The organism is Leptospira limi (assembly GCF_026151395.1).
Lineage (GTDB): Bacteria > Spirochaetota > Leptospiria > Leptospirales > Leptospiraceae > Leptospira_A > Leptospira_A limi.
In genome coordinates, this window is the sequence record NZ_JAMQPV010000001.1 from 2,130,745 (window position 1) to 2,157,438 (window position 26,694).

Genomic DNA, 26,694 nt, shown 5'->3' on the forward strand with positions numbered 1-26,694 from the left:
ACCTACTCTTTCGGTAGATTCAGAGAATCCTCCGTAAAATATTCATCTGCATGGTAAGAGGAACGGACGAGCGGTCCTGATGCTACTGTCTTAAATCCGATTTTATAAGCAGTTTCTTTCCACATTTGGAATGTTTCAGGGGGAATGAAACTTTGGACTGGGTAATGAGTAGGACCTGGTTGTAAGTATTGCCCAATTGTCAACATTCGAACTCCATGCTCATATAAATCCTGTAAACATTGGTTCACATCCTCTTCTGTTTCCCCAAGTCCAAGGATCAGTCCACTTTTTGTGAGGAATCCATGTTTTGCGATATGAGTCAAAACTTCGAGGGACCTACGGTAATTTTTTTGGGGAGTGATTGTGGGAAAGAGTCGTTCCACAGTTTCAATGTTATGGTTGATGATATTGGGTTTGGCAGCATAGAGAATTTGTAAGGATTCTTCTTTGGCCTTAAAATCAGGGATAAGAACTTCGATGGAACATTCTGGTCGGTAGGTTTTGATTTTTGTGATGGTTTCTGCGAAATGGTTTGCCCCACCATCTTTTAAATCATCTCGGTTGACTGCCGTGAGAACTACATGTTTAAGCCCTAGTGCTTCGACAGACCTTGCTACTTTTTCTGGTTCGTCAATGTCTAGGGATTTTGGTTTTCCAAAGGCGACATCACAGTATTGGCAACGTCTTGTGCAGATATCACCAGCCAACATATAGGTAGCAGTTTTTCGGTTCCAACAATGGTTGAGGTTTGGACAACTTGCCGACTCACAAACCGTATGCAATTGTTTGGTTTCCACCTCCGCCCTTACGGCTGATAAGGCATCGGACTCTTTTGGGAAACTCACTCGCACCTTCATCCAATCTGGGAGAGGTTGGGTGGGGTTCAAATGTTTTGAGCGAGGTTTCTTTTTTAGTGGATTCATACCTTCTTTAGACTTTTTGAAATGAGGCCACTTTGTAAAATGGAAAAACATGAGGATCAATGCATTTCTTGCCAAATTAGGTTTAGGTTCCCGACGGAAAGTAGAAGAATTGGTCCTATCGGGCCGGGTCAAAATCAATGGAAGTACGATCACAGATTTGTCCTTCCAGGTGAATGAGGAAGATACAATCCTATTCGATGGTAAACCGGTCGGAAAAGAGGAAGGATTTGAATCGAGGCCAAAAATCATAGCGTTTAATAAGCCAGCTGGGTTCCTCACCTCTCATGAAGACAAACACCATGAGAACACCATTTTCACCTTATTACCCGAATCGTTCCAAAAGTATAATTATGCTGGTCGTTTGGATTTAGATTCAAGGGGACTTATCCTTTTGTCAATCGATGGGAATTTTATCCAAAAAGTAACACATCCTAAAAACAAAATCGATAAAGAATATATTATTAGTTTAAAACAACCAGTCAGTTGGAAAAAAATTGCCGAGGAATTTATGTTAGGTGTAAGGGAAGGGGGGGAAACTCTACGTGCCCTTTCTGTAAAACCAGCAAACGTCGTTCCCGAAAAAACCCAACCTGGATTTACAAGTTACCTTAGCATTGTCTTAAAAGAAGGGAAAAAAAGACAAATTCGTAGGATGTGTAAAACAAAGGATTTAGTTGTTCTTGATTTGTATCGAATTCGGATCGGTAAATTGGATCTCCGCAATTTTCATTTGGAAGAAGGAAAATACAAAGTGGTCACAGAAGGACAAGTTCTAGGGAATCCAAGTTCTTAATTTGGTTGAAGAATCCACTCGACTCATAAAATGGTGAGGTTAGGGGATTTGTTTTTTTGAAATCAAAACCATTTTTATTTTACCCAGTTGTTCTCTTTTTATTTATCTTTGTCATAGATAAAATTTTTTTATTACCCATCTTTCACGATGAATTTTTGCAAGCAGGGAATTCGGTTTTTTACTTTCAGAGAAAGGTTTTAAAAGATCGATTGCAAAAAGATCCAGTTTTGAAGGAAAAAAAACTGACTTTGGTTTTTGGAGACTCTCGTTCCTATCCTTTTTCAGAAATAGGAATCCCTGAACCCTATAAAAAAAATTGGACACTCTATAATTTCAGTAGCCCACAAGGAATTCCAATGAATTCCTACATTCAATTCCAAGAAATTTTGGAATCTGGTGTCACTCCTGATTTTGTTATTCTTTCCTTAAGTCCGGAGGCCTTCGATGATTCCAAAGGATTTATTTTATCACCTTTTTTACGAATGGGGTGTGATTCAAATTGTATCGCTACAGTTTGGGAAGATGTTCCTTTCAAAGAAAAATGGGATTATCTATTAGATCGTGTATTTGCCATCAGAAGTATTGAGTTCAATTTATCACTTTTTACTTCCAGACTCAAACAAGGAAAATTAAAAGAATACAAATCTTCACACAACAAAGAATTCCAACTCATCAATTATTCAAAAGGCGAATATTTGATGTATGGTGTACAATCGAATCCAATTGAAAAAATTAAAAATGATACAATTCGAATTGGGAATTTATACATGCGATCCTATTCCATTGGGTCATCACAATTCCCTTATGTGGAAAAAATCTTAAAAATCACAAAAGAGAAAAATATCAAAACCTTGGTGGTTTGGCCAAAGGTTTTTCCTGAGTATTATTCTTATTACGAAAAATTTCATATAAAAGAAGTTTGGTGGGAAAGAGTAGAAACCTTGGCAAAACAATATGATGCAAAAACTCTCAATTGGAATGCACCTAAGACTTGTGATTTATTCAATGATGCATCCCACCAATCCGCATTTTGTTTCGAATCTCAAATGAAAGAAATTTGGATCAATTACGCTGAAAAGTAGATTTAAAAATATCCCTTACAAAATTAAGGCACCACTTCTCGCAAAAAGGAACAGATTATCATATCGATTTGCGATTTGGAGTTTTTTAAGTAGTACGATTTCCATTTGGTCAATTTTAATCATCACCAATCTCTCGGGTCATACTCTCCTCATTGGATCTTTTGGTGCCACCTCGGTATTGTTATTTGCAGTTCCAGATGCTCCCTTATCACAACCTAGAAATTTGATTGGTGGCCATCTATTGTCAGCTATGATTGCCGTAATACTTGTGTATTTATTTGGAACCAATTTTTTCACAATTGGATTATCGGTTGGGTTATCGATTCTTGTGATGTATCTGACTCATACCTTACACCCACCAGGAGGGGCCACAGCACTGATTGGTGTGATAGGAGGAGTGGGAGTTGATTTTATTTTTTTCCCTGTAATGGTTGGGGTGATTGTTCTATTGGTTAATGCACTTGTTGTGAACAATTTAGTGCACCACCGGAAGTATCCGGTGGTTTGGTTTTAGCTTACCAATTTAGTTTTTTTGAGTCTTCCACAAATTTAGCAAGTCCACTATCAGTTAGTGGGTGTTTGAATAACATTTCAAATACAGAGTATGGTAAAGTCACACAGTCAGCTCCGCGTAACGCAACTTCTTTGAAATGAATCGGATGGCGAACAGATGCAGCAAGGATTTGTGTTTCGATTCCGTAATTATCATAAATTTCACGGATCTCAGAAATCAGATCGAGTCCATCATAACCAACATCATCCAATCGTCCAACAAATGGAGAAATAAAACTGGCTCCTGCTTTTGCTGCAAGTAACGCTTGGTTTGCCGTAAAACAAAGTGTAACGTTTGTTTGGATTCCTTTTTCAGCGAACGCATTGACTGCTTTGATCCCTTCTGGGATTAAAGGCACTTTTACGACTACGTTTTCTGCAATTTTAGAAAGTTCTAAACCTTCTTTGATCATCGTAGGTGCATCAGTCGCAAGAACTTCAGCACTCACAGGTCCTTTTACAAAACTACAGATTTCTTTGATGACTTCTGTAAATTTGCGGCCTGATTTTGCAATGATGGATGGGTTAGTGGTGATACCGTCAAGTAAGCCTAATTCATGGACTTTTTTGATTTCGTCAATGTTGGCTGTGTCTAAAAATAAATTCATTTTGCCTCATCTGCTCGGAACTTTAGATCCGAGCCTCAGAGTGACAGGGTAACTACGGGATTAAATCCCGCAAGGTTTTTGTTTCTTGTACACTGAAGAAATCCACGTAATCTTTTGCGATGACGTCTCGGATATTGGCAGAAAAGTAATCAATCCGGCGTGTGTAAGAGAGTTTTTTGTAACCTTCACGCCAAACGACAGCAAATCCACCTCTTGGAGGGTTTTCCCGGCGTTCCACAAGTTCCCAAATCGCTGCTCCGGAAACTTTGTCATCCCCTATGGATTCCTTTCTTGGTTTTCCATATTTTTTCTCAAGTTTCTCTTTGATTTTGTCAGTGGGGACCAAATTGAAAGTCACTCCTACAGAAAATAGAATTCCGTTTTCTCGGAACTCGGTTTGGCCATCGATCGTTGGATCCGTTTCTGGCTGTCCTTCTCGTTTGGGTCGGACTTCTTTTAAGAGTTCAGGGGTTTTATAAAAACGATAGAGGTAAAGAATCCCGTTACGGCGGATGAGCAAACTGACATCTTTTTTTTCATTTAAGATTTCAATTTTCTCTTTGGATTCTGGGTTTGTCGCCATGGAAAGGAATTTCTCGCGGATGGATTCGAAGGTCATCCCCCATGAGGCTTCCGCAAATCCATCCAAAGTATTTGGTATTTCTGTCTGTGAAAATAAATAACCAGGGAAACAAAATAGGAGGACTAGCAGATATTTCTTCATAACATTTCTATCGGCCATTCTCCCAAAAAAGCGAACTGGTTTCTCACTTAAATTCTTCCGAGAAAGGATCGTCCCCGAGCCCATACGAGTCTGTTTCGTTGGCAAAGGGATTTTCTTCCAAATCATCTGAGTCCGTTCCATTCTCTTCATAGGAGTCTTCGAAGGAATTTGAGCCTCCCCAATCGGATTCCCCTTCGTAGGAAGGTATGGGTTCAAAACTGACCCCAAAAATTGGTTCTTGGTTCCAAAGGAAAATGAGTACAGGTATTTGTAAAAAGAAGAGGAGTAAGTAGAATAAAAAATACAAATCTCTGTCGAGACCGTAATGTACGGCTCCACTCGACAAATTACCAAGAGCAAATCCGGACAAAACCGGTTTGGCTAGACCTAATAAAGACCGTTCCTGGTAGGCTTCTTTTAAGACTGGATAAGAAAAAAATAATACCAAAAAGAAAATCGGCATGTGGAAGATATGTTCAAATACCCCTGGCCCTTTTTCTCCGAGTAACGAGCCAAGTAAGGACCAAAGCCATACAAAAAGGGCACTCCCCAAAAATGCCAAACTCCCGTACAGAATGTTCCCGTTTGATTCTAACAGATCGAGGAAAATGCGAATGACATCCCCTCGAATGTCTGTTAGTTCCTCTCTTCGGTAATTGGACTTCGCTGAAAAAAATAGAATTTTTACGTAATAGGATATTACGGAAGTCAGCAGTCCAAAACAAAGTAGAAAGAGTAGGAAAAGGAAAAATTCCATTAGTGACGGAAATGCCTCATTCCAGTGAAGACCATAATGAGTCCGTGTTCGTCCGCAGCTTGGATTACCTCTTCGTCCCTGATGGATCCACCTGGTTGGATGATTGCTTTCGCACCTACTTTGGCAATGGCATCAATCCCATCACGGAATGGAAAAAATGCATCACTTCCGACATAGGATCCTACAACGGACAGTCCCACTTTCTGAGCTTTCATCGCGCCAAGTTCGACCGAATCCACACGAGACATTTGGCCTGCACCAATTCCAAGCGTTGAATTTTGGTCAGTGTAGACGATGGCATTGGATTTGATAAACTTCACACAATTCCAAGCGAACATCAAACCTTCCAGATCGTCATCCGTTGGTTGTTTTTTGGAAACGATTTTTAATTTGTCTTTTGTGATGAGGTCATAATCTCTGTTTTGGATGAGAAGGCCATGGTGGAGGGATCGTAGATCCAATTCATCTAATGCTTCGTCAAACTTAGCAATTGGGATCAAACGAATGTTAGGTTTTTTTGAGAAAATTTCTAATGCCTCATTGGAAAAACTTTCAGCAATCACTCCTTCTACAAAGTTCTTTGTGATTTCCTCTGCTGCCTCTTTTTCCACTCTTCCATGGATTCCAATGATTCCACCAAATGCTGAAATGGGATCCGTTTTCCTTGCGAGTTCAAACGATTCCAAAACAGTTTCTCCAAATGCGATTCCACAAGGATTTAAATGTTTCACAATGGAAACTGCATTTTTTGGAAGTAAACTTGCTACGTGAAAAGCTGCATCAAAATCCAACATATTGTTAAAGGAAAGTTCTTTTCCTTGTAAGGCTTCAAATTGAGATTTAAGGAACAAAGGTTCGTAAAATGCAGCATCTTGGTGTGGGTTTTCACCATAACGTAGTTTTTGTTTTTTATTAAATGCAAATGTGATTTTGTCAGGGTATTTGATACCCAAACGTTTATTAAAGTATGTTGAGATTGCTGAATCATAGGAAGCAGTTTCTGAAAACACTTTTGCCGCATAACCAAAAGCAGTTTCTCTGGAGATTTTCCCCGAGTTAGCCGTAAATTCTTTTTGGAAGGATTCGTAATCTTTTGGATCTGTTAAAACGACAACATTTTTGTGGTTTTTTGCCGCCGAACGTAACATAGATGGTCCACCGATATCAATGTTCTCGATCGCGTCTTCGAGAGTCACATCAGGTTTCATCACGGTTTTCACAAATGGGTACAAATTGACAATCACGAGAGTAATTGGAACAATTCCATTGGTTTCCATTTGTTTAACGTGATCGGGATTGGTTGTATCACCAAGTAATCCACCGTGGATTTTTGGGTGGAGGGTTTTCACTCGGCCATGTAAGATTTCTGGAAACCCAGTAAATTCATCTACCTTTTTGACAGTTATACCGGCCTTTGCTAAGGCATCATACGTTCCACCAGTGGACAAAATTTCCACTCCGTTTTTTGCAAGGAAGGAACAGATTTCAGTGATTCCTGTTTTATCGGAAACAGAAACAAGTGCTCTTTTTATTTGGATCATTTTAGGATTTCTACCTTTCGTTCTTTGATTATTAATTTATCTTCACAAAACAGTTGTATAGCGAGGGGAAGGACTTTGTGTTCTTCCTTAAGGATTGCCAATGATAATTCTTTTTCAGTCCATTCAGGACGAATGGCAATCGCTTTTTGTAAAATGATGGGACCTGTATCCACTCCTTCCCAAACAAAATGGACAGTACAACCTGCAATTTTGACTCCGTAATCCAAGGCTTGTTTTTGAGAATCGAGCCCAGGGAAGGCTGGTAGGAGGCTTGGGTGGACATTGATGATTTGGTTAGGAAAACGCCCCACAAAGTCTGGCTTGAGAATCCTCATATATCCACAGGCAACAATCAGGTCAGGGGAATAGGATTCCACTTGGTGGAGTAAGTCTCGGTGATAGTCTAATTTGGACGTGTACGTGTGGTATGGGATCACTTTGGTGGAAATCCCGAATTTTTTAGCGATGGTTAGGGCTTTTGCTTCTGGATTGTCGGAAACCAAGGCCTGGATATCCAATTTCAGCTTTTTTTTGCGGATAAATTCGACCGAAGCCGAAAAATTTGACCCTCTGCCTGAAGCCAAAAAAACAACACGTTTTGTTTTTCCCATGTGATAATCTAAGAATATTCAGATGGATCATTAAGCAAGTATCCTTTTTGGTCGATGGGAATACACAGGAGAAAAAAATGTCGCTTGCGAGAAAAACCGGTGCCTCTGCTTACAATGAATACAAAGCCAACGAGATCTCTACCGTTAGCCAAATCAAATTGATTGTCATGTTATTTGATGGGGCCATTCGTTTCCTTGGTGTTGCAAAAGACAATATGACTCCAAGAAAATATGATGTCGTAAACAACAACATCATCAAAACCCAAGACATCATCACAGAATTACTTTTGTCACTCAATATGGAAGAGGGGAAAGAAGTCGCAAATAACCTTTTGTCTTTGTACATTTATCTCAAAAAAAGATTACTCGAAGCAAATATGCGTAAGGACAAAGCGATCATTGAAGAATGTATCAAAATTTTGGGAGAATTAAAAGTTTCCTGGGAAGAGTTGGAGAAAAAAGAACCACAATCTCCACAACAAAATTTAGGCCAAAGAACAACTGGAATCTCCATCACTGGTTAAATTTTCTTTTATCAAAACTTATGAAACAATTATCTTACAAACACTTACTGCAAAAAAAAATCCAACTTCTGAATTCCCTGATCACGAATCTAAAACGAGAAGAAGAATTATTATCCTACAGAGATGCAGATACAGCCGTTAAGATTGAGTTTAAAAATGAAACCCTTGTTCGTAAATTGGAAGAGTTGGATGCAGAAATCTTGGAACACCAAGAATTAGATGTTCATACAGAAGAAGAAATTGCCCTTTCCGAAACTGTTTTTTCTAAATTAGATGAAGCAAGAACCCTCCAACAAAAAGTCCAAGAATTGCTTGTATTCGAAATGAATGAAAGTAAAAAAGAATATTGGGAGTTCAGTATCAAACGAAGGTTAAAATCTCATTTGGTATTTTCCTCTGGTCTTTCATGGACAAAAAACTACTGTTAAATGATTCGTTACATTTTTTAGGATTAAGTTCTGGATATACCGAGTCTGAATTAAAAGATTCTTATCACAAACTAGCAAAAAAATACCACCCAGATAGCGGTGAATTTACAAGTGATGTGATGTTTGTGGAGTTAAACAAACATTACGAAAACTTAAAGGAATTCCTACTCATCCACCCAGAGGAAACGATGGTGGATCCGAATGGAAACAGAGAAGGTTCCCATCCTAAAAATACCAATCAAAGTCCAAATGAAACTTTGGAGAACAAACCTTCCAAAGATCCGGTTTTCCAAGAATATAAATTAGCCAAGGAAAAAGAGACAGAAGTTATCCTTCGTTATTATGAAAAACGAAACCTACATCCCATTGAACTTTCGAGTGCATTGAATAAAGAACTCGTACAATTACAGAAAGAATTGGAACCAGTTTTGCAGGTGTATGCCAACATTCTAAAACAACATCCCACTAGTTTATGGGCTAGTGATGCAAAAAATTCCTTGGAGCGACTTCGTGTTTGGTGGTCAAAGGAATAAAAAAGCCGAAGTTTTTAGCTCCGGCTCTTTTGATTTCCATCCTACCATTTCCATTTCCTTTGTTTAAGAATCAAAGGAAACAGGAAGGTAAAACTAGTTACAATCGTTCTTATGGGCTAGGTGTAGTTGCTTCTCCACCCAGAAGTCCAAGTGAAATTTCTGGGATCCAACTGATAAGGATGAGTCCAATGAGAAACATTCCCACAATTGGTGCAACTGATTGGATCACTTTTCCTAACGGTTGTTTGAAGATCCCTGATGCCACAAATAAATTCACACCAACTGGAGGAGTCAAATAACCGATTTCCAAATTCACAATCATGATGATACCAAAGTGAACTGGATTGATTCCATAATTGACTGCCATAGGAGCAAGAAGAGGTGCAAGTACTAGAATCGCACTCATGATATCCATGAACATACCTACGATGAGGAGTAGAATGTTCACACCGATGAGAAAGGTGACAGGACTGGAAATGAGTTCTGACATTTTTGCCACTAGGTTTTGCGGGATTTCATTTTCGATCATGAACTTATTCAAACTCACCGCAAGGATTAGGATGAGAAATAAGATCCCGAGCATCTCAGCACTTTCTGCCATGATTTTAGGAATTTTCGGAAAACTTAATTCTTTGTGAATGAACACTTCTACAAGGATTGCATAAAATACGGCAATCGCTGCGGATTCAGTCGCTGTGAAAAATCCAGAATAAATTCCACCAAGGATCACAACTGGCATCATGAGAGCAAGAATCCCTTCTTTCCAAGCGATTCGAATTTCAGCCCAGTCCCATTTCCCACGACCAACATTCCCAGCGCGGAACACGGAATAAATCATAAGTAAACTCATGAGTAAAATTCCAGGGCCAATCCCTGCGATGAAAAGATCCGTAACAGATACTCCCACCATGATGGCATAGACAATCATCGGAATACTCGGTGGAATGATGATACCGAGGGTTCCTCCAGAAGCAAGTAGTCCCATCGAAAACTGAGTTGGGTAACCTGCCTTTGTAAGAGAAGGATACATGAGTCCACCAATCGCAATGAGAGTCACTGGGGAGGATCCAGAAATCGCGGCAAAAATCCCACAGGAGAAAACACCAGCGATGGCAAGCCCTGCTGGAATGGGTGCTGTCATTGCTTGCGCAATGCGGATGAGTCGTCTAGCAATACTACCATGCGTCATTAAATTTCCCGCAATGATGAAAAGTGGAATCGCAAGAAGGATCTCTTTATCACCTGCAAAAAATAAATCCCCAATGATACTATTGAGTTCCTGAAAAGACTCAAGAGGTGGATCTGGTAAAAAGTAATAACAGTAAACGGTGATCGCACCCATGAGTACGATCAATGGTTGCCTGAGTAAAATTAAGGCAAGTAAGAGTATGAGTATTCCCCAAGAACCCATTAACGTTTCCCTCCTGAATTTGATTCGGAAAGTTCTTTTTCCGCAAGTTCCAAAGCCTCAGTGGCTTCATTGATGTCGGAAGGGATGAGTGAAGGAAAAATTCCATAACACAAATGTCGAAATCCCATAGAAAGGAAAATGTAAGGAAAAATCAATTGGACTTTCCATAAATGGATTTCTGTCACAGGATTGACTTCATCTAAACTAATACTTTCTAAAACATAAATGACTGATAAGTAAGCTAAGAATAAAAAGAATATCGAAATCACCCATTGTTCGATGATTTTTACATAATGCAGAACCGCTTTTGGTAATGCCTTGTCTGCAATTTCTGGGCGTAAGTGTGAGCCCTTGGCACTTGCCAAAGCAGATCCGAACAAACCACCCCATAACATAAAATAAAGGGATAATTTTTGTGCCCAAATGATTCCACCTAGGCCCATCCACTCTAAGAAGCTGGAAGTTCCACTGTGAATGGATTCTGCAATGTAGATACTCCAATCGCCAATGAATCCTGCGACACCCGTATTTGGGTAGGCTTCTGAGGCTTCTAATGTCCAACCTAACACTTTATCGATGACTTCCCTTTTAGAAACGTCAGCAATCATGAGAAGAGTGAGCAGAAGGAAACAGATTCCCCCCGCCCATTTCTCGCCGAAACTCAAAGTATTTAGAATTCGTTCGACGAATTTCATTTATCTATATCCTACCTTACTCTAACCACCACAAGCTGCTTTGGCTTTTTGGATTTTATCGTAAATTTGTTTCGATTGCCCACCAATTTTTCCAACAACTTGTCCTGCAACTGCGTTAGCAGCTGATTTGAAACTTGCAAGTTCTGCACTTGAAGGTTCATAAACTTGTACGTCTGCTTTTTTCAAAGTAGCAATCATGTTCTTTTCGATGGAACGAACAGCCTGTCTTGCACCTGGAGCTAGTTTGTTTCCTTCACCCATCAGTGTCTTTTTTTGTTCGTCATTGAGTGTGTCCCAATACTTTTTAGAGTAAAGGATCGCTGCTGGTTGGTAAATATGGCGAGTTAATGTAAAATACTTAATCGCAGTTTGCCATTCTGCTGCAAGAGTGAATAGAGGAGTGTTGTCAAATCCTTCTACCACACCAGTTTGTAACGATGGTAATACTTCTGGAATCGCAATTGGAATTCCGCTTACACCTAATTGTTTCCAATAAGCGATGTGAACTGGAGATTCTTGGATTCTGATTTTGATCCCTTTTAGGTCTTCTGGTTTTTTCACTGGAGTGGATTTTGTTCCGATGGATCTGTATCCATTTTCTGCCCAAGTGACAAAAATAAGTCCTTTTGCTTCAAAAAGTTTTCTGAAATCTTCTAAGAGATGATCGTCGAGCACACAATCTGCTTGTGCATAAGAATTAAAGAGATATGGAATTTCAAGGACGTTTAATTCTTTTACTGTGTTAGCAAGGGCTCCAGCTGTTAAACCTGCTCCTTGCAGTTTTCCACGAATGACTTGTTGGAGGATTTCATTTTCCCCACCCATTTGACCACCTGGATAAATTTTAAATTTAATTTGTCCTTGTGATTCGCTTTCGATTTTCTTTTTGATTTTTGCTAATTCGTTGGCCCAAGGTGATCCTTCTGGTGCAACTGTCGCCAATTTAACGGTTGTTTGAGCAAAAAGACCCCCACTGATTGTGAGGGCCATAGTTACACAAACTAAATATTTTATCTGCTTTAAAAACATCTAGTTCTCCTAGTGAACGATTATAATTCGTCGAGTAATTTTTTAGCTTTTCGTTGTTCTACGATTTGATCTGGTTCAATCTCAGGTAAAGACGCTGCTTTCCCTTTGATTACAAATTCTAATTGTTTTTTGAATTTGTCTTCGTTGCCCTTTAAACGGCTTTCTGCATAAAGAACTCGTACAGCAAAATAATTTGGGTGTTTTGCAATTGCTTCTTCAAAGTATTTATCAGCTAATTTTTTATCACCAGTTGGTGAAAGAGCATTACTTGCTGCATCATAACGGAGAGTTGCAGAATAAAAGTATTCTTTACCCATTGCTTTTTCAATTTCTTTTACACGGTTTACCATAGCAGTAAATTTAGATCGGTTGTTGAGAAGGGTAGTGAAACCAACCAATCGTGACCATTTTCCGAGAGAAGCATATCTCCAATAGAGGGCATCAATGTCTTCTGGTCCAAGGACATCCAGAGACTTCTCGATTTCTAAACCATCTTTAACCACTTTGTCTCTGAATTTTGGATTCATAGCAAGAGCTGCTTCACACCAAGTTACGGCAGCATCATAAAATGCTATAGATTCTTCTTTTACCTTTGCATCATCATCTGCATCGCCAGTTAGTTTTAGCCATAAGTGGCCATCACCCATCAAATAATTACCCCGGCATAATAAAACTTTTACATCTGCATATTGTGGGTTCTCAGTTGCAAATTTTTCTAAACTAACAAGCGCTTGTCTAAGGTCTTGTTCGTTATGACGGTTCTTCCAGAGTTTTTCGATGTCAGCAGGAAGTTTTGCTGGTGTGGTTGCACGAGTCACATCCGACGCCGTAATTTTCAATTGTCTTGATTTTCCGCATGCAACAACTGACGCGAGTACCAGAGTTGCGAGCGCGATTTTTGACCAATGTTTCGTTTGGTTCATTATTTCATCATCCTCCAAAAATGTTTGGGATTTCTCCCTTTCTATTTGTATGACCAACGGGACAATTTGGGGCAAAAATTTAGAAGAATTCTAAAAAAAGCACAAAGAAATCCCATGATTCCGGAAAAAAATACATGCATTTGACTTAAATGCAAGAAAGTTTTATTTTATGGGACAATAAGCGCGTTAGATGGGAGGGACACACGGTAGGAACTTGTGCTATTTTGTAGGTTCACGGCAAGTCCCAGTGTTCTCATCGAAATGTAAGAACCCGGAGATAATGTGGCAAAAATGCGGCAAGATACCCCAGCCGTATTGGCCTTCGTGGTAGGGTCTATCTCAAAGGTATATTCAATCGGTTGGACAATTGCTGATTGCGCCAAAATGCAGTCAGTTCCTAGGTTTGTATCCACTGGATTTTGAGCTAAACTTTCCGTCGCAGCTTGGTACAAACGATACCCTTGGAAGATAAACTCTGGGTTTTGGGCTCTTACTTTGATGGTAAAGTTGGAATTCCCATTATTTGTGATGGAAATGAGAGTGGGTGGTGCTTGGACAGAAGCAGTCGTGGAATAGTTGGTACAATTGATTCCAAAAACTAAGGTTAGAAGCAAAGATAAAGCAAACGTTGCCTGTTTTAGGTTCATTTGTCTCCTTTTCCCTCTTGGCGTTTCCTCCGCCACCAGTAGAAGAATAGCACACCAACAAGGATCGCAACGAGGACTAAGATAATCGTTTGGCCCCCACGCACCCAGCTCATGAGTTCGTCAAAATTATGAGCAAAATAATACCCAAGGTAAACCCAAATGGGTACAGAGATGAGAGCGGCAAATCCATCGGTTAGGAGGAATAAGAAAAAACTAATTTGTTTGGATGTGCCTGCGGTAAAAAATATGGGCATCCTGAGTCCTGGCATAAACCTTCCCACAAACACAACCCAACGACCATACTTTTTAAATTGTTCTCTGACTTTATCAAATCGTTCTGGGTGGAGGACTGTCCGTAAAACAGGTAAAGTCAATGCCCTTTCCCCATAATGGCTTCCCAACCAAAATACAAAACTGTCACCAAGGAGAACCCCTGCCATACCCACTAGAAACATAATATGAACATTGGCATAACCAAGGCCAGAAATGACTCCACCCGCCGTGAGAGAAATGTCTTCGGGCACAGGAAGTCCGAATCCACAAAGGATGAGAATTCCAAAAACGGCAAAATAACCGTATTGCATAAAAATCGTAACTAGGGTTTGTAGAAAGTCCATGAGGGATTTATACTGATTTTATGGTTTCGCCGAAAAAGGAAAGAGATTTATGAAGAAAGGGAGAAATGAACTCCTTCTAGAAGAAGAAAAAATCCTTGCTCCCTATGCCGTGAAAAGTCGTCATTCTGGCACTCGTGCATTTGTGGAACCAGAACATCCATATCGATTGCCCTTTCAAAGAGATAAGGATCGGATCATCCATTCACATGCATTCAAACGACTGGAATACAAAACACAAGTCTTTGTATACTCTGAGGGAGATCATTTTCGAAATCGTTTGACTCATACTTTAGAAGTGGCGGGAATTTCAAAAACAATTTCAAAGGTCCTTGGGCTCAATGAAGATTTAAGTGAGTCCATCGCTCTTACACATGACTTGGGACATTCTCCTTTTGGGCATGCAGGCCAAGATGCTCTCGCAGAACTTATGAAAGAAAAGGGTGGTTTCGAACATAATAAACAATCACTTAGGGTTGTACAAAAGTTGGAGAGAAGGTATCCTGAATTTCCAGGTCTTAATTTATGCGAAGAAACTTTGCTTGGCATTATGAAACATGGTGGTGGTTACGAACCAACTAACTTACTTGCGGTGAGACGGGAAAAAGGTCCCTCTTTGGAAGCAATGATTGTCGATTCTTCGGATGAGATTACTTATTCTGCTCATGACTTGGAAGATGGATTGGAAAGTGGTTTATTAAAATTGGAAGAAGTAAAAACACTTTCCATTTGGAAACGAATCCAAGACAGTTTGCCTAAAACCGAAAAAAATTCCGGGTCTGAAATCCATTCGATATCCCGGTCGATTGGGCGAGTATTACTGAATCTAATGGTTTCTGATTTGATTGAAACCATTCACCAAATATTGATTCAATATGATGTAAATACGAGAGAATCCATTTCGGAATTATTTGCCAAAAAAATCAAAATCGTACAATTTTCGGAAGAGTTTCAAAAAGAATTTATCGAACTCAAACATTTTTTATTCCAAAATTTGTATAGGCATTCTGAAGTTTCCAGGATGAGTGAAAGGGGTAAAGAAATCATTTATTTACTTTTTAAACATTTTGAATCACATCCGGATTCCATCCCTGAGTCCTATCGAAACAGAGAAGAGGAAGATGGAAGGATGAGGATTATCTGTGATTATATCGCCGGTATGACAGATCGTTATGCCATCGAAAAATTAAAACGAGAAGGGATCTTTTGGTTTCCTTATTGAAATTATCTTTTTTTTTGCGTAAAACATTTAAATCGAAACCTTTGAGGTAACTATGTACAGTCTCTATTCCCATCCGAATTCCACTTATAGCAAACGAGTTCATATTTATATGAAGTATCGAAAATTGGAATATGAAACCATCCATGTGGCTCTAGACAAATTGGAAAATCGGAAAAAACCATTTCTCCAAATCAATCCTTATGGAAAGGTTCCAGTTTTAAAAGATGGTGAGTTTTTACTTTCTGAATCCTCGGCTATCATACGTTACTTAGAAGAGAAACATCAGTTTTCGAATCCACTTTTCCCGCATGATTTACAAAAAAGAGCTCTGCTCAACCAAATGGTGAACCAATGTGAATCCGAATATTGTTTTCCAAATAGTGTGGTTTACTTCTCTAAAAAATTTGTCCCGGAAGAAAAATGGGAACCAAAACGGATGAAAGATTCTTCCAAACGAATCGGAAGGCATTTGGAGATCGTTGATTCCATCCTATCCAAAGACCAATATATGTTTGCAAATCAATTTGGACTTTTGGAAATCCTTTACGCTCCTTTTATTGAACACAACCAAATGATGGATACAAATACTCCTGATTCGGTCGAAAATTGGATCAAACGAGTGATGGAAGAACGAGCAGTGAAAGATGTGCTCGGCACGTAACCTGCGTTAACTGAAGCTCTTTAGACAGTAAGGAAGTAACCTTGTAATTTGTTTGAGAGTTCTCGCCAATGGTTGGCCCATTCGCTAGAACCTTTTGGGCCTACTGTATTTGTCACAGCTAAATAGGCGGTGACTGGGATATTGAACTCGTTTGCCACTTTTGTGAGTCCAAATAACTCTAGGTTTTCAAACGAGAGTGTTTTCCAATTTTCATCGGGTGGTGATTCCATTGTATGGAGTGTGATACAAGTTGGGGCATTACAAATGCCACTGGAAAACATAGGATCTGGTAGGAGAGGAAAGGATTGTGGTGAGTGTGGAAGTTGTTTGGCAAAACCTAAACTTGCTCCGAGTTCCCATGAACAAACAGAGTTTGGAGAAACAATTGTATTAGGTTTGGTATCAGACCAAGGGTAAACACCACAGGATCCTAAAAACACAATGTTTCGAATCTGTGGGTTTTGGTTTAAGTAAACAAACAATTGGATAGCCTGTTCTAAATTTCCAATTCCCATCTCCCTTACATTTGGAAATTGGGGATGGTTCTTTAAAAGATTTACCTCTCCTTCAAAGGCTCCAGTCACTAAAGTTTGTTTTGGGTCAAATGGTAACAAGGCCTAAGGTTTCCGGATAACCAAACATTAAATTCAGGTTTTGTAATGCTTGTCCTGCAGCTCCTTTGACTAAATTATCAAGAGCAGTTACGAGAACTAACGTATTTCCTTTTGTGGTGACTCCAATGTCTAAAAAGTTTGTGTTTTGTACCTTTCTGATTTCAATTTCTTCTGGAGTTTCGTAAAAACGAATGAAGGTTTCTTTCTCTGCTACCGATTGGATTTTTTCTTTTACTTCTTTTGGATCGACTGGGTTTTCGAACGTGATATAAATCGTTGCCAAAATGCCTCGGTAAACAGGGAGTAGGTGAGGAGTGAAATGGATTTTTTTAGGATCTGATCCAACAAAAGAATATTCTTCCATTTCTGGTTCATGTTGGTGGCTTAATACTTTATAGGCTCTGAAATTTTCATAAACATGAGTATATGCATATTTAATTTCTTCAGTCCTTCCTCCAGCACCACTTACACCAGATTTCGCATCAACAATGACAGGACCTTGGATTTTTTTTCTAAGATTTCCTAAAATAGCAATCGGTAAGATGGCAGAGGTTGCAAAACAACCTGGGTTGGAAATGAAGTTTGCATTTTTAATTTTTTCACGGAATAATTCGGGAAGACCAAATACAACCTTGTCCATCCATTCAAACTTTGTGTGTTTGAATTTGTATGCTGATTCAAATTGGTTTTGGTCGTGGAGTCGAAATGTTCCCGATAAATCAATAACCTTTTTCCCTTCCATTAAAAACTCAGGTGCCTTTTCTAAAGAAACTTCATTGGGAGTTGCAAGGACAATATGAGCATCCTCTGGAATGGGTGCATCGTGTTTTTGGAACCTTAAGTCTGGTAAGTGGGATTGGTCTGGAAAAACCTCACGGATGTGTTTTCCATCAACTTGATTGGAAGTAATATGAACGACTTGGAGATGTGGGTGGTGAGCCAGTAATCCTACTAACTCTTTGCCAGTAAGCCCACCTGCACCTATGATTGCAATTTTTGTTTGTTTCATATTTGGGAACCTAATCCAAGATTTTCGGACAATCCTCCTATGTCAAATGGCTCTGTAAGAGAAATGCTTGATTTTCCTAATCTAAGCGAATGTAATAATCAGACAAAAAACTTATGGTCACATCATCCAATTTACTTGAGCAGTTTGCAAGCCAAATGAAATCAAAAGGGCTTTTGATTTTGATTTCAATCCGAATGGTGATCGCGTGGATTGCAGTGATAGCCTCAGTTTTGAATTTTGGCAAACCTCCATTTTTAATCGCAATAGTTTGTGCCTTATATTTTTTAATCAGTTCTTACCTTGGGAAAAGGTTCATACAGAACGAAAGAGCGAATAAACTTTCGAATCCGACGATTATGTTTTTTTTAATGGTGGATTACCTGGTTTTACTTTCAGGATTTTATTTCGCGATTTTTTTGCACCCACCAGGGTTAAAAGCCTTACCCATCCAAAATTCAATTTTTTTTACTTTGTTTTTTTTATACCAACTCTACATCTCCTTTTTCCTTCACCGAACATTTTCAATGGTGATGGGAATTGTTGTCATCTTTGGCTATCTAGGTGGTATGTATGTTGCTTACCTAGGAGGAACTGACATTGATTTTGGTTACCAACTCACTCCACAGGGTCCGAATCGAATTGTTTTTGTTTTGGAAATTCTGAAAGTCATACTACTATTTGCAAAGACAGTTTGTATTGTTAAATTGGTTTCCTTTTTACTCGATATATTAGAAAACAATAACCAAAAATTATCAGAAGAATTAAACCAAAGGGAAACTAGTTTGATACAGAATGATCGACTTGTAACACTTGGGTCCCTTGCATCGAACGTTGCTCACGAAATCAAAAATCCACTTGCTGGCATTAAATCTATGGTTTCTTACCTTTTGAGTGAAGAACAAAATTATCTTACAAACAAAGACCCACTATGGTATGAAAAGGAAAAACAAATTCGTTGGAAACACCGATCAAAAAAAGAAAAAAGGGAGGAGTTAGATGTAATTCTCGAACTATTTCCTTTTCTCGAACGCCAAGATCGTTTTTATTTTGCAGATCGTTGTATCGAACTTGGTATTGATTATAAAAGTTTTGAAGGGATTTTGGGAGAAGACAAAACATCCTGGGATTTTATTTTTTTATGGTTAAAATACAAAACCATGGAGAATGCAAGTTTACTAATCACAAATGCAATTGATCGAACGGAAAAAGTAATCTCAACCTTCCAACAATTTTCAGAACCATATGCAGATAAAGAAAAATCATACGTTCGTATAGGCAATGGAATTCGTGATATTCTTATTTTATATAACCAGTATTGGGAAATGAGCCGGCTGCTTGTTACGGAAATTGATGACCAAATCGTAACCTATGTAAATGAAGCATCAATGAAATTGGTGTGGTCCCATTTGATTTTTAATGCCATCCAAGCCACAGAACCAAAAACGGGAGAAATCAAAGTGAAAGTATCCTCTGGTAAGTCAGAAACGATTGAAATCAGAATCATCGATAATGGGACTGGAATTCCAAACGACTTACAAAAAAATATTTTCCAACCTTTTTTTACAACCAAGGAGAAGGGGGAAGGCATTGGACTTGGTCTTTTCATTTGCAAAACGATTATTACGGAACAAAATGGAACCATCTCCTTTGTGTCCATTCCTGGGAAAACGGAATTCATTGTGAACTTGCCAATAAGGAAATCGAATTAAATTCCAAAGGATTAATTATGAACCAGATCAAATTAAAAATGTTAGTAGTTCTCCTGTTCCTAATCCCTTTTTCCCATTGCCAAAAAGAAACTATGAATTATGAATCATTGGCAATTCAAATTACGAATGAAGCAAAATCCAATTTACAAAAAAAACTTTCGACTGCTATGTCTGAAGGAGGGACCACATCTGCCATTCCTTTCTGCAAACAAAATGCCTTAGGTTTCACGGCGAAAATGGGAATGGCAAACAATGTTACATTAAAACGTGTGACGGATAGACCTCGTAATGAGAAAAACCTTCTTTCCCCCGAAGAGGTTTTGGTATTTAAGGAAATCCAAAAGCAGAAATCGAGTGCAGGTGTATTTCCGAGTCGAGTTGTCTCGTCTGATACGAATGTGACAGTGTATGTCCCAATTCCCTTTATGGGACAATGTGTTCCCTGCCATGGAAAAAAAGAAGAAATGCAAAACGAAACCAAAACAACCTTAAATAAACTTTACCCAAATGATATGGCAACCAATTACCAAATTGGAGATCTGCGTGGACTCTTTGTTGTCATTTTCAAGAATTGAAGTTCTGCAGATAAACTATGATAAGTCCAGTCAAATTCATCGCAAACAAACCAGAGTTATGTGAATTTGTATTTGAAAAAGCTTCTTTCGGATTTTTAGTATGGGACACAAACGTGGGCATTGTGTACCCAAGTCCAGTGGCAACAAAATCAATGGGGCTTACCATCGACCAACCATTCCCGGAGGAATGTATTTTAACCCACTCTGGTACTAAGATACATTCCGAAAAAGCAGGTACCGATTCCATTCTAGGTAGAATTTGTTTTGATCCTAGCAGTAGTGCAGGTTTTCCTTTTCGGATCCATACGAAAGAATTCTATGATTTAGGTAAAAAATTTATTTTGTTAGCCCTGGACTCTGTTTCAGAAGGAAAAGAAAAAATATTCCCTCCCATTTTACAATCTTTAGAAATTTCTAGAGATTTATTTACATCTTCCTTTCGGTATTCGAATATTGGAATGGATATCTCAAATCCACATGGAGAGATGATAGAAGTTAATCCTATTTTTTGCGAATGGCTTGGTTACCAAGCTGAAGAGTTAAAAGAAAAAACTTTATCGGAATTTACACACCCCGATGATCTTGCAGTGGAATTAGCATACTTAGAGAAATTAAATAGAGGGCTCATACCAAGTTTCCAAATTAAAAAACGTTACCTAACGAAAGACAACCAAACCATTTGGGCAATACTTAATAAATCTATCATACGTGATCATTTAGGAAATCCCATCTATTATTTGGCTCAAACCTTAAATATCACAGATTCCATCCAATCCGAAATGGAACTACGATCCATCTCACGGTTGTTAGACCAGATGGCAAATTTAGCAAAAATTGGAGGTTGGGATTTAGATTTAAAAACAAACCAAGCCAATTGGACCAATGTAACAAAACGAATCCATGAAGTCAGTGATGACTTTGTTCCAAGCGTAGAAACGGGATTACAATTTTATCATAGTGAAGAAAGTCGAAATAAAATCACAAATGCAGTACAAGAACTTTTGGAAACTGGAAAAGAATATGATTTAGAGTTGGAAATGGTGACTGCAAAGGGTAACCAAACATGGATTAGAACCATTGGTCGGGCAGAATATGAAGATGACCGAGTTGTAAAAATCTATGGTATCATCCAAGACATCAACGAAAGAAAAAAATGGGAAATGGCATTGGCTTCGCAAACTGCGATTTTATGGTCATTTGTCGAACATGCTCCTGCAGCCGTTGCCATGCTTGACCAAGAGATGCGATACGTTGCGCTCAGCCAAAGGTGGATTGATGATTATAAAATCCCTCTCACCAAAGAAGAAATCATAGGTAAATGCCATTATGAAATTTTTCCCAACATTGGAGAGGAATGGAAAAATATCCATTCTCGTGGTTTAAAAGGTGAAATTTTAAAAAGAGATGAAGATATTTGGCGGCCACCTGGTTGGGGAAAAGACCAAGTGATCCAATGGGAAATTCGGCCTTGGAGTTTACTTTCGGGTGGAATTGGTGGTATTTTGATGTTCACAAGAGATATTACTGAATCTTATGAAACCAAACTTGAGTTAAAACATGCAAAGGAATTGGCGGAAAATGCCTACAGTGCCAAATCAGAATTTTTAGCGAATATGAGTCATGAGATTCGAACACCTCTGAATGGTATTATTGGTTATTCGGACTTACTTGCAGAAACTTTGGTTGATACTTCTTTCAATGAATATGCTCAAATCGTAAAACAATCAGCACATACTCTTTTGAATATCGTAAATGATATATTAGATTTTTCAAAGGCGGAAGCAGGAAAATTACAATTAGCAGAAGAGGCTAATGACTTAAAAAAATTAGTTCTAGAAGCGATCAAAATTATGGATATCCAAGCAATTATAAAAGGTTTAGATATCAGATTGTTTATTGATGAAAACATTCCGCAAACTTTAATGTTCGATTCCAATCGATTGCGGCAGGTTCTTTTGAATTTAATTGGAAATGCAATTAAATTTACCGAAAAAGGTTTTATCGAATGTAGGCTTGTCCGTTTGGATACAAGTGAAGAAAATGAAGTTAAAATTAGAATTTCTGTAAAAGATACAGGGATTGGAATCGCAAAAGAAAACCAAAAGAAAATTTTTGATTCGTTTACACAGGAAGATTTTTCCACAACACGAAAGTTTGGTGGGACAGGTCTTGGTCTTGCAATTTGTAAGCAACTTTTAAGTTTGATGAAATCAAATTTAAAATTGAATAGTGAAGTTGGAGAAGGGAGTGAATTTTATTTTGAGATTCCATTTCGTATTCCAGAACATGATCCAATTTTACAAAAAGAATCGATAGTAACAACAATTGAATCGAAAGGATTTTCAGATTCCAATACAAAGGAACAGACGATAAAAATATTGGTGGTAGAGGATAACGCAGTCAATATGGGTTTGATGAAAAATTTCATCAAACGAATTATAGACGATGCATTGATTCTCGAAGCTGAGAATGGCGAGGAAGCAATTGCTGTATTTCAAAAAGAATCTCCTAACTTAATCCTTATGGACATACAAATGCCGATTAAAAATGGATATGATGCAACAATCGAAATTCGAAAAATTCATAAAGGGAAAGAAATACCCATCATTGCCGTTACAGCGGGAATCATTGCAGGTGAAAAAGAAAAATGTTTTGAAGTGGGAATGAATGATTATTTGAGTAAACCAATTCAAAAAGAAAATCTAAAACAAATGCTTTTAAAATGGTTAGATACTATAAACTCAAGTATCAAATCGAAATAAACCGCCGAGGCGGATCATGAATGATTCTGAAACAGCACTGGGTCTGCTAGACTGGTTCCCAGGGTCCCGTAATTCTCCTGTTTGCGAAATGGGATCATAACTACCGATATGAGCTGATACACCTGAATAACGATCTACATCTTTGTAGTAGGTGCGAAATACATCTGTTTGTAAGAAAAAACGAATTCGTTCTTCTGGATCATAATTCATCCGAATACCATAATTCAAATTTTCCCTTATGGATCCCATAATTTTGGGATTAGAGGTCCATTGGAACTGATCGGAACGGCTGGTTGGGAGGGAATTAAAATCAGCACCTACAAGTATTTCCGGATTTGTGATTTTGGAGATACCAGCATGAAGGCCTAAACCAAACTGTTTTGTGAAATCATAATTCAAACTGAGAAATCCACTGACTTCTTTCGGAGATTCAAATTTTCGTTTGGTATTTGCTTTTGCATCATTGGCAAACCCACCTGATAAAAATCCAAGGTTACTATCCGAAAAAGTTTCACCATAAGTAGTTGATTGGAATGGTGCGATACCAGAGGCAGTAATGGATGTTAGGTTTGTGCCATAAGAGATTTCACCTCTTGATTCAAATTTCCCTTGTTTCCAAACAAATCCAAAGGAAACACCACCGGAATCGAGTATGGTTCTTTGGTTGGCAGTTTGGTTTGCGATTGTTTTTGAGAGTGATGGGTTAGGATCAATCGTTTGGTCTGGATAAAGAGGCAAACCATCCCTTGACGAATCTGTTTTGGGATCACTTACTTTCAGTTTGGTGCCAATTGCCGAAGTCGTGAAAAGTAAATTGGTGGAAGGGATCCAATCCAATCGAACTGTGATGGTTGGCATCGAGTTCCTTTCAATATTGGTTTTTACATTTGGATCATTATGGAATCCTGTTGTCCCTATGGCAGAACCAAACTTGAATTCTCCTAGTTTGTACCAAAGTCCAATTTGTTCTCTTTGCCAACCAATATTACCAGAAGCTGACATAAAGGCACTCGCGTTATAAGATTGAGGGAATACACCTGCAAACATATCCCATGTTCTCCCGAGAAAAAATTGTAAATTGGAACTGGGATTGTATTGGAAATACATTTGTCTGACCCTCGGTTTTGTTTCTGCACCAGCAGTACTTTTTGTAAGATCTACAAAATCTGCTTCGAAGATAGCTTTTGCTTTTGCGCCATAACTGATCTCTGCACCAAGTAAAGAGCTGGTAGGGTAAATCCCCGAACGAGGTTCGGAATCCCTTGCTTGTACTTGCCTTTTGGCAACTGTGGGACCAACTAAATTATCAAATCCAAACGATAAAACAGAATGATTGGCATATGCAAAATCTGTTTTTAACATTCCGGTCAAACGGTAACTGATTTCACCTGGCGCTGTTTGTTGGCCTTGCGCCGATTCTAAAGTTTTTGCAGGATAAAGAGTGGTTGGATCCTTAGATACAGCCTCATCTTTCTCTTTTGTTTCCGCAATGATACTTGATTGCATTGTAATGATCAATCCCAAGAAAAGAATATAAAAAAGTAACTTCATGTTTTATTTTTTCCTTGTGACATTGGATGCAAAAATGTTAGAACACTTTATACTAGATGCTTTGTTTTAGCAAGAAAACATTCTAAAATTCTTTCGATAGGATTCACAATTTATGAAATTCAAATGGGAGCCAAATTCGCTTCGTACAAAACTGATCAGTTTAACCATCCTTTCTGTCACTCTTGCTTGTGGGTTAACTGGTTTTCTCAGTTATTATGTTGGGAGAAGTACGATCATTTCAAAATTAGAAAGTTTTGATATGGTGAAGATTTTAGAATCCAAATCAGCAACCATTGATTCTATTTTGGAACGTGCAAAGGAAACTGCAGTGATCATTGCGTCCGATCACAATACCATTCGTTGGGCCAAAGCAGGAGAACCAACTGGTGACCTATCCGAACAAGTGTTTAAGAATTTAACTTCTTACAAAGAAAAATTAGGTTATATTACGTATTTGGGACTCATCAATCCCAAGACAAAAAATTATTGGGATTATTCTGCTAAAAAAATTGATACATTAAGTGACAAAGACTCGGATGATAGTTGGTTTTTTGATCTCATCCAATCCAAAAAAGAACTTGTGATCAATATGGATTACACTGCCGAATACAAGTCATACGCAATCTTTGTAAATGGTGTAACCATCGAAAATGGAACTCCTGTTCTCATCAGTTCTCTTGGGATCAATGTATCGGTTGCTTCTAAACAATTCACAAAACAAGACCAATTTGGGGGAGAAAGTTGGCTCGTAGATGGGAAAGGGAGCATCCAACTTGCACTTGATAGCCAACTTCTAGACAAAGAGATCAGCCAAGCATTTCCAGAAGAGGTTGTTTCCGAATTAAAATCTGCGAACGAAGCAATACATATTTTTTCAGGAAAGGATTCAAATGGCAAACATTGTTTGTATGGTAGTTACCAATTACATTCAGTTCCTTGGCGAGTGATCTACCGTGTTCCAGTTTCTGCCATGACAAAGTCATTGGATTCCATAGCAGTTTTAACGATCTTTAGTATCCTGTTTTCAGTGATCGTTGTCTCGATTGGTATGGGATATGTGTTAACAAAAGTAACACATGCAATACGCGAAGCCTCTATGTTGATGAATCGAATTTCTCATAATGAATTGTCTTTCGAAGTTCCTAAAATCCAATTAGAACGAAAGGATGAAATTGGCGGAATGGCAAAAAGTTTGGAGAAAATGCGCCATAACTTAATTTCGATTGTTCAAAAAATCCAGAGTTTATCAGAATCCATAACTGGTAAAAGTTCCCATCTATCTTCGTTAGCTTCTGATTCTTCCGCTACCATTGAAGAGATTGCTTCTTCAGTCCAAGAACTTTCTGCAAGTGCTGAAAATGTATCAGCTTCTGCCGAAGAGATTTCTTCTCAATCCAATTCAATGATTGAAACTCTCAATCTATTAGGAAACGAAATGGAATTGGTTTCGAAAGGAGCAGAAAAAATTGAAGGAAAAGCTAGCGAATTGGAATCTTTTGTTGGGAAATCATTAATCGATGCCAAATCCTTATTTGAAACCATCAATGTCAAAATCCAAAGTGCAGTAAAAGATGCGGAAGCGATAAAAGAGATTCGTGAGTTGGCAAGTATGATTGCTGAAATTGGAGACCAGACAAATTTACTCTCTCTCAATGCGGCCATTGAAGCAGCAAGAGCAGGTGAACATGGAAGGGGTTTTGCTGTGGTTGCTACAGAAGTTTCTAATTTAGCAGGTAAGTCACAAGAAACTGTCAAAAAGATCGTGGAACTGAATCACAAACTAGAAAAAGCAATGATGGAAATGGTTGATTCAGTAAAAGAACTATTGAATATGATCACTGGGAAAGTGATTCCTGATTACGAAACTGTAGTTGCATCCGGAAAGGAATACAAAAGCCAATCAGAAGAGATTAATGCATTGGCAAAACGAACATTTATGTTGGCAAAAGAAATCAGTAGTAGCATCAGTGAAGTGCACCATGCAATTATTTCCGTTTCGGAAGCAATGAACCAAAATGCTTTGGCATTAGGTGAGATCAGTTCTGGAACCAATCAAATGAGTGAAGTTTCCATGCAAACAGCAGATAGTTCCGCTGAGTTAAACCAAACTGCAATTGATATGAAAGACATTGCTTACCAATTTAAAATCGATTCGAAAATGTAAGATGTACATTTAGGAATCCGAATTGAAACTCA

27 protein-coding genes are annotated in these 26,694 nt (G+C 38.4%); 12 read left to right on the forward strand and 15 right to left on the reverse strand.

Annotation, left to right across the window (positions count from 1 at the left end; genetic code table 11):
- Positions 1-2: 2 nt before the first annotated feature.
- Positions 3-923: a lipoyl synthase gene (gene lipA, locus ND812_RS09790; protein WP_265375294.1), complete on the reverse strand. Its 921-nt coding sequence runs from the start codon at positions 921-923 to the stop codon at positions 3-5.
- 49 nt (positions 924-972) lie between these two features.
- On the opposite strand from lipA, the gene ND812_RS09795 reads away from it, so the two are divergent.
- From ND812_RS09795 to ND812_RS09805, 3 genes are read left to right on the forward strand one after another with little or no spacing between them, the layout of a single operon-like run.
- Entirely contained in the window at positions 973-1,716 is a 744-nt protein-coding gene (locus ND812_RS09795; protein WP_265375295.1) for a pseudouridine synthase, read from the forward strand.
- A gap of 56 nt (positions 1,717-1,772) precedes the next feature.
- Positions 1,773-2,798, forward strand: a complete 1,026-nt coding sequence (locus ND812_RS09800; protein WP_265375296.1) for a DUF1574 domain-containing protein — start codon at positions 1,773-1,775, stop codon at positions 2,796-2,798.
- A gap of 22 nt (positions 2,799-2,820) precedes the next feature.
- Positions 2,821-3,312, forward strand: coding sequence for an HPP family protein (locus ND812_RS09805; protein WP_456085686.1), 492 nt, complete (start codon positions 2,821-2,823; stop codon positions 3,310-3,312).
- 1 nt (position 3,313) lies between these two features.
- Here ND812_RS09805 and fsa read toward each other — a convergent pair whose 3' ends face one another.
- From fsa to purN, 5 genes are read right to left on the reverse strand one after another with little or no spacing between them, the layout of a single operon-like run.
- Positions 3,314-3,958 (reverse strand): fructose-6-phosphate aldolase, encoded by a 645-nt coding sequence (gene fsa / locus ND812_RS09810; protein ID WP_015675796.1) that lies wholly within the window; start codon positions 3,956-3,958, stop codon positions 3,314-3,316.
- Positions 3,959-4,010: 52 nt separating this feature from the next.
- Entirely contained in the window at positions 4,011-4,682 is a 672-nt protein-coding gene (locus tag ND812_RS09815; RefSeq protein ID WP_265375297.1) for a hypothetical protein, read from the reverse strand.
- A gap of 43 nt (positions 4,683-4,725) precedes the next feature.
- Positions 4,726-5,439, reverse strand: coding sequence for a hypothetical protein (locus tag ND812_RS09820; protein WP_265375298.1), 714 nt, complete (start codon positions 5,437-5,439; stop codon positions 4,726-4,728).
- Positions 5,439-6,980 carry a bifunctional phosphoribosylaminoimidazolecarboxamide formyltransferase/IMP cyclohydrolase gene (gene purH, locus ND812_RS09825; RefSeq protein ID WP_265375299.1) on the reverse strand — a complete coding sequence of 514 codons (1,542 nt, stop codon included), beginning with the start codon at positions 6,978-6,980 and terminating at the stop codon, positions 5,439-5,441. The genes ND812_RS09820 and purH overlap by 1 nt, the downstream gene beginning before the upstream one ends.
- Positions 6,977-7,591 (reverse strand): phosphoribosylglycinamide formyltransferase, encoded by a 615-nt coding sequence (gene purN / locus ND812_RS09830; protein WP_265375300.1) that lies wholly within the window; start codon positions 7,589-7,591, stop codon positions 6,977-6,979. The genes purH and purN overlap by 4 nt, the downstream gene beginning before the upstream one ends.
- A gap of 77 nt (positions 7,592-7,668) precedes the next feature.
- On the opposite strand from purN, the gene fliS reads away from it, so the two are divergent.
- The 3 genes from fliS to ND812_RS09845 are packed head-to-tail and all read left to right on the forward strand — an operon-like array spanning position 7,669 to position 9,076.
- The gene (gene fliS / locus ND812_RS09835) at positions 7,669-8,115 is read left to right on the forward strand and encodes a flagellar export chaperone FliS (RefSeq protein ID WP_265375301.1); all 447 of its coding nucleotides are present in this window, start codon (positions 7,669-7,671) and stop codon (positions 8,113-8,115) included.
- A 20-nt stretch (positions 8,116-8,135) separates the two neighbouring features.
- Entirely contained in the window at positions 8,136-8,543 is a 408-nt protein-coding gene (locus tag ND812_RS09840; protein ID WP_265375302.1) for a flagellar protein FlgN, read from the forward strand.
- Positions 8,522-9,076 (forward strand): J domain-containing protein, encoded by a 555-nt coding sequence (locus tag ND812_RS09845; RefSeq protein WP_265358116.1) that lies wholly within the window; start codon positions 8,522-8,524, stop codon positions 9,074-9,076. Before ND812_RS09840 ends, ND812_RS09845 begins: the two co-directional genes overlap by 22 nt.
- Positions 9,077-9,185: 109 nt before the next feature.
- Here the strand turns inward: ND812_RS09845 and ND812_RS09850 are convergent, their stop codons facing one another.
- From ND812_RS09850 to ND812_RS09875, 6 genes are all read right to left on the reverse strand, one after another.
- Entirely contained in the window at positions 9,186-10,487 is a 1,302-nt protein-coding gene (locus ND812_RS09850; RefSeq protein ID WP_265375303.1) for a TRAP transporter large permease, read from the reverse strand.
- Positions 10,487-11,182 carry a TRAP transporter small permease gene (locus ND812_RS09855; protein ID WP_265375304.1) on the reverse strand — a complete coding sequence of 232 codons (696 nt, stop codon included), beginning with the start codon at positions 11,180-11,182 and terminating at the stop codon, positions 10,487-10,489. Before ND812_RS09855 ends, ND812_RS09850 begins: the two co-directional genes overlap by 1 nt.
- A gap of 21 nt (positions 11,183-11,203) precedes the next feature.
- Positions 11,204-12,211 carry a TRAP transporter substrate-binding protein DctP gene (gene dctP / locus ND812_RS09860; protein ID WP_265375305.1) on the reverse strand — a complete coding sequence of 336 codons (1,008 nt, stop codon included), beginning with the start codon at positions 12,209-12,211 and terminating at the stop codon, positions 11,204-11,206.
- A 20-nt stretch (positions 12,212-12,231) separates the two neighbouring features.
- Positions 12,232-13,134, reverse strand: coding sequence for a TRAP transporter TatT component family protein (locus ND812_RS09865; RefSeq protein ID WP_265375306.1), 903 nt, complete (start codon positions 13,132-13,134; stop codon positions 12,232-12,234).
- Between the two features lie 167 nt (positions 13,135-13,301).
- The gene (locus ND812_RS09870; RefSeq protein ID WP_265375307.1) at positions 13,302-13,781 is read right to left on the reverse strand and encodes an LIC11661 family lipoprotein; all 480 of its coding nucleotides are present in this window, start codon (positions 13,779-13,781) and stop codon (positions 13,302-13,304) included.
- Positions 13,778-14,398, reverse strand: a complete 621-nt coding sequence (locus ND812_RS09875; protein WP_265375308.1) for a DedA family protein — start codon at positions 14,396-14,398, stop codon at positions 13,778-13,780. The genes ND812_RS09870 and ND812_RS09875 overlap by 4 nt, the downstream gene beginning before the upstream one ends.
- A 49-nt stretch (positions 14,399-14,447) precedes the next feature.
- Here ND812_RS09875 and ND812_RS09880 point away from each other — a divergent pair, with 49 nt between their 5' ends.
- Complete coding sequence (locus tag ND812_RS09880) at positions 14,448-15,617, forward strand: deoxyguanosinetriphosphate triphosphohydrolase (RefSeq protein ID WP_265375309.1); 1,170 nt, start codon at positions 14,448-14,450, stop codon at positions 15,615-15,617.
- A gap of 52 nt (positions 15,618-15,669) precedes the next feature.
- Positions 15,670-16,278: a glutathione S-transferase family protein gene (locus ND812_RS09885; RefSeq protein ID WP_265375310.1), complete on the forward strand. Its 609-nt coding sequence runs from the start codon at positions 15,670-15,672 to the stop codon at positions 16,276-16,278.
- A 20-nt stretch (positions 16,279-16,298) separates the two neighbouring features.
- Here the strand turns inward: ND812_RS09885 and ND812_RS09890 are convergent, their stop codons facing one another.
- Together ND812_RS09890 and argC are read right to left on the reverse strand one after the other, a co-directional pair.
- Positions 16,299-16,892 (reverse strand): nucleoside phosphorylase-I family protein, encoded by a 594-nt coding sequence (locus ND812_RS09890; RefSeq protein WP_265375311.1) that lies wholly within the window; start codon positions 16,890-16,892, stop codon positions 16,299-16,301.
- Positions 16,879-17,901: an N-acetyl-gamma-glutamyl-phosphate reductase gene (argC, locus tag ND812_RS09895; protein WP_265375312.1), complete on the reverse strand. Its 1,023-nt coding sequence runs from the start codon at positions 17,899-17,901 to the stop codon at positions 16,879-16,881. The genes ND812_RS09890 and argC overlap by 14 nt, the downstream gene beginning before the upstream one ends.
- 113 nt (positions 17,902-18,014) lie before the next feature.
- Here argC and ND812_RS09900 point away from each other — a divergent pair, with 113 nt between their 5' ends.
- The 3 genes from ND812_RS09900 to ND812_RS09910 are packed head-to-tail and all read left to right on the forward strand — an operon-like array spanning position 18,015 to position 22,947.
- Positions 18,015-19,610, forward strand: a complete 1,596-nt coding sequence (locus tag ND812_RS09900) for a sensor histidine kinase (RefSeq protein ID WP_265375313.1) — start codon at positions 18,015-18,017, stop codon at positions 19,608-19,610.
- A 17-nt stretch (positions 19,611-19,627) separates the two neighbouring features.
- Positions 19,628-20,185 carry a Tll0287-like domain-containing protein gene (locus ND812_RS09905; protein ID WP_265375314.1) on the forward strand — a complete coding sequence of 186 codons (558 nt, stop codon included), beginning with the start codon at positions 19,628-19,630 and terminating at the stop codon, positions 20,183-20,185.
- A gap of 17 nt (positions 20,186-20,202) precedes the next feature.
- On the forward strand, positions 20,203-22,947 hold the full coding sequence (locus ND812_RS09910; protein ID WP_265375315.1) for a PAS domain S-box protein: 2,745 nt from the start codon (positions 20,203-20,205) through the stop codon (positions 22,945-22,947).
- On the opposite strand, the gene ND812_RS09915 is transcribed toward ND812_RS09910, so the two are convergent.
- Positions 22,927-24,498, reverse strand: coding sequence for a hypothetical protein (locus tag ND812_RS09915; RefSeq protein ID WP_265375316.1), 1,572 nt, complete (start codon positions 24,496-24,498; stop codon positions 22,927-22,929). The genes ND812_RS09910 and ND812_RS09915 overlap by 21 nt on opposite strands.
- A gap of 112 nt (positions 24,499-24,610) precedes the next feature.
- On the opposite strand from ND812_RS09915, the gene ND812_RS09920 reads away from it, so the two are divergent.
- Positions 24,611-26,662 (forward strand): methyl-accepting chemotaxis protein, encoded by a 2,052-nt coding sequence (locus ND812_RS09920; protein WP_265375317.1) that lies wholly within the window; start codon positions 24,611-24,613, stop codon positions 26,660-26,662.
- Positions 26,663-26,694: the final 32 nt, after the last annotated feature.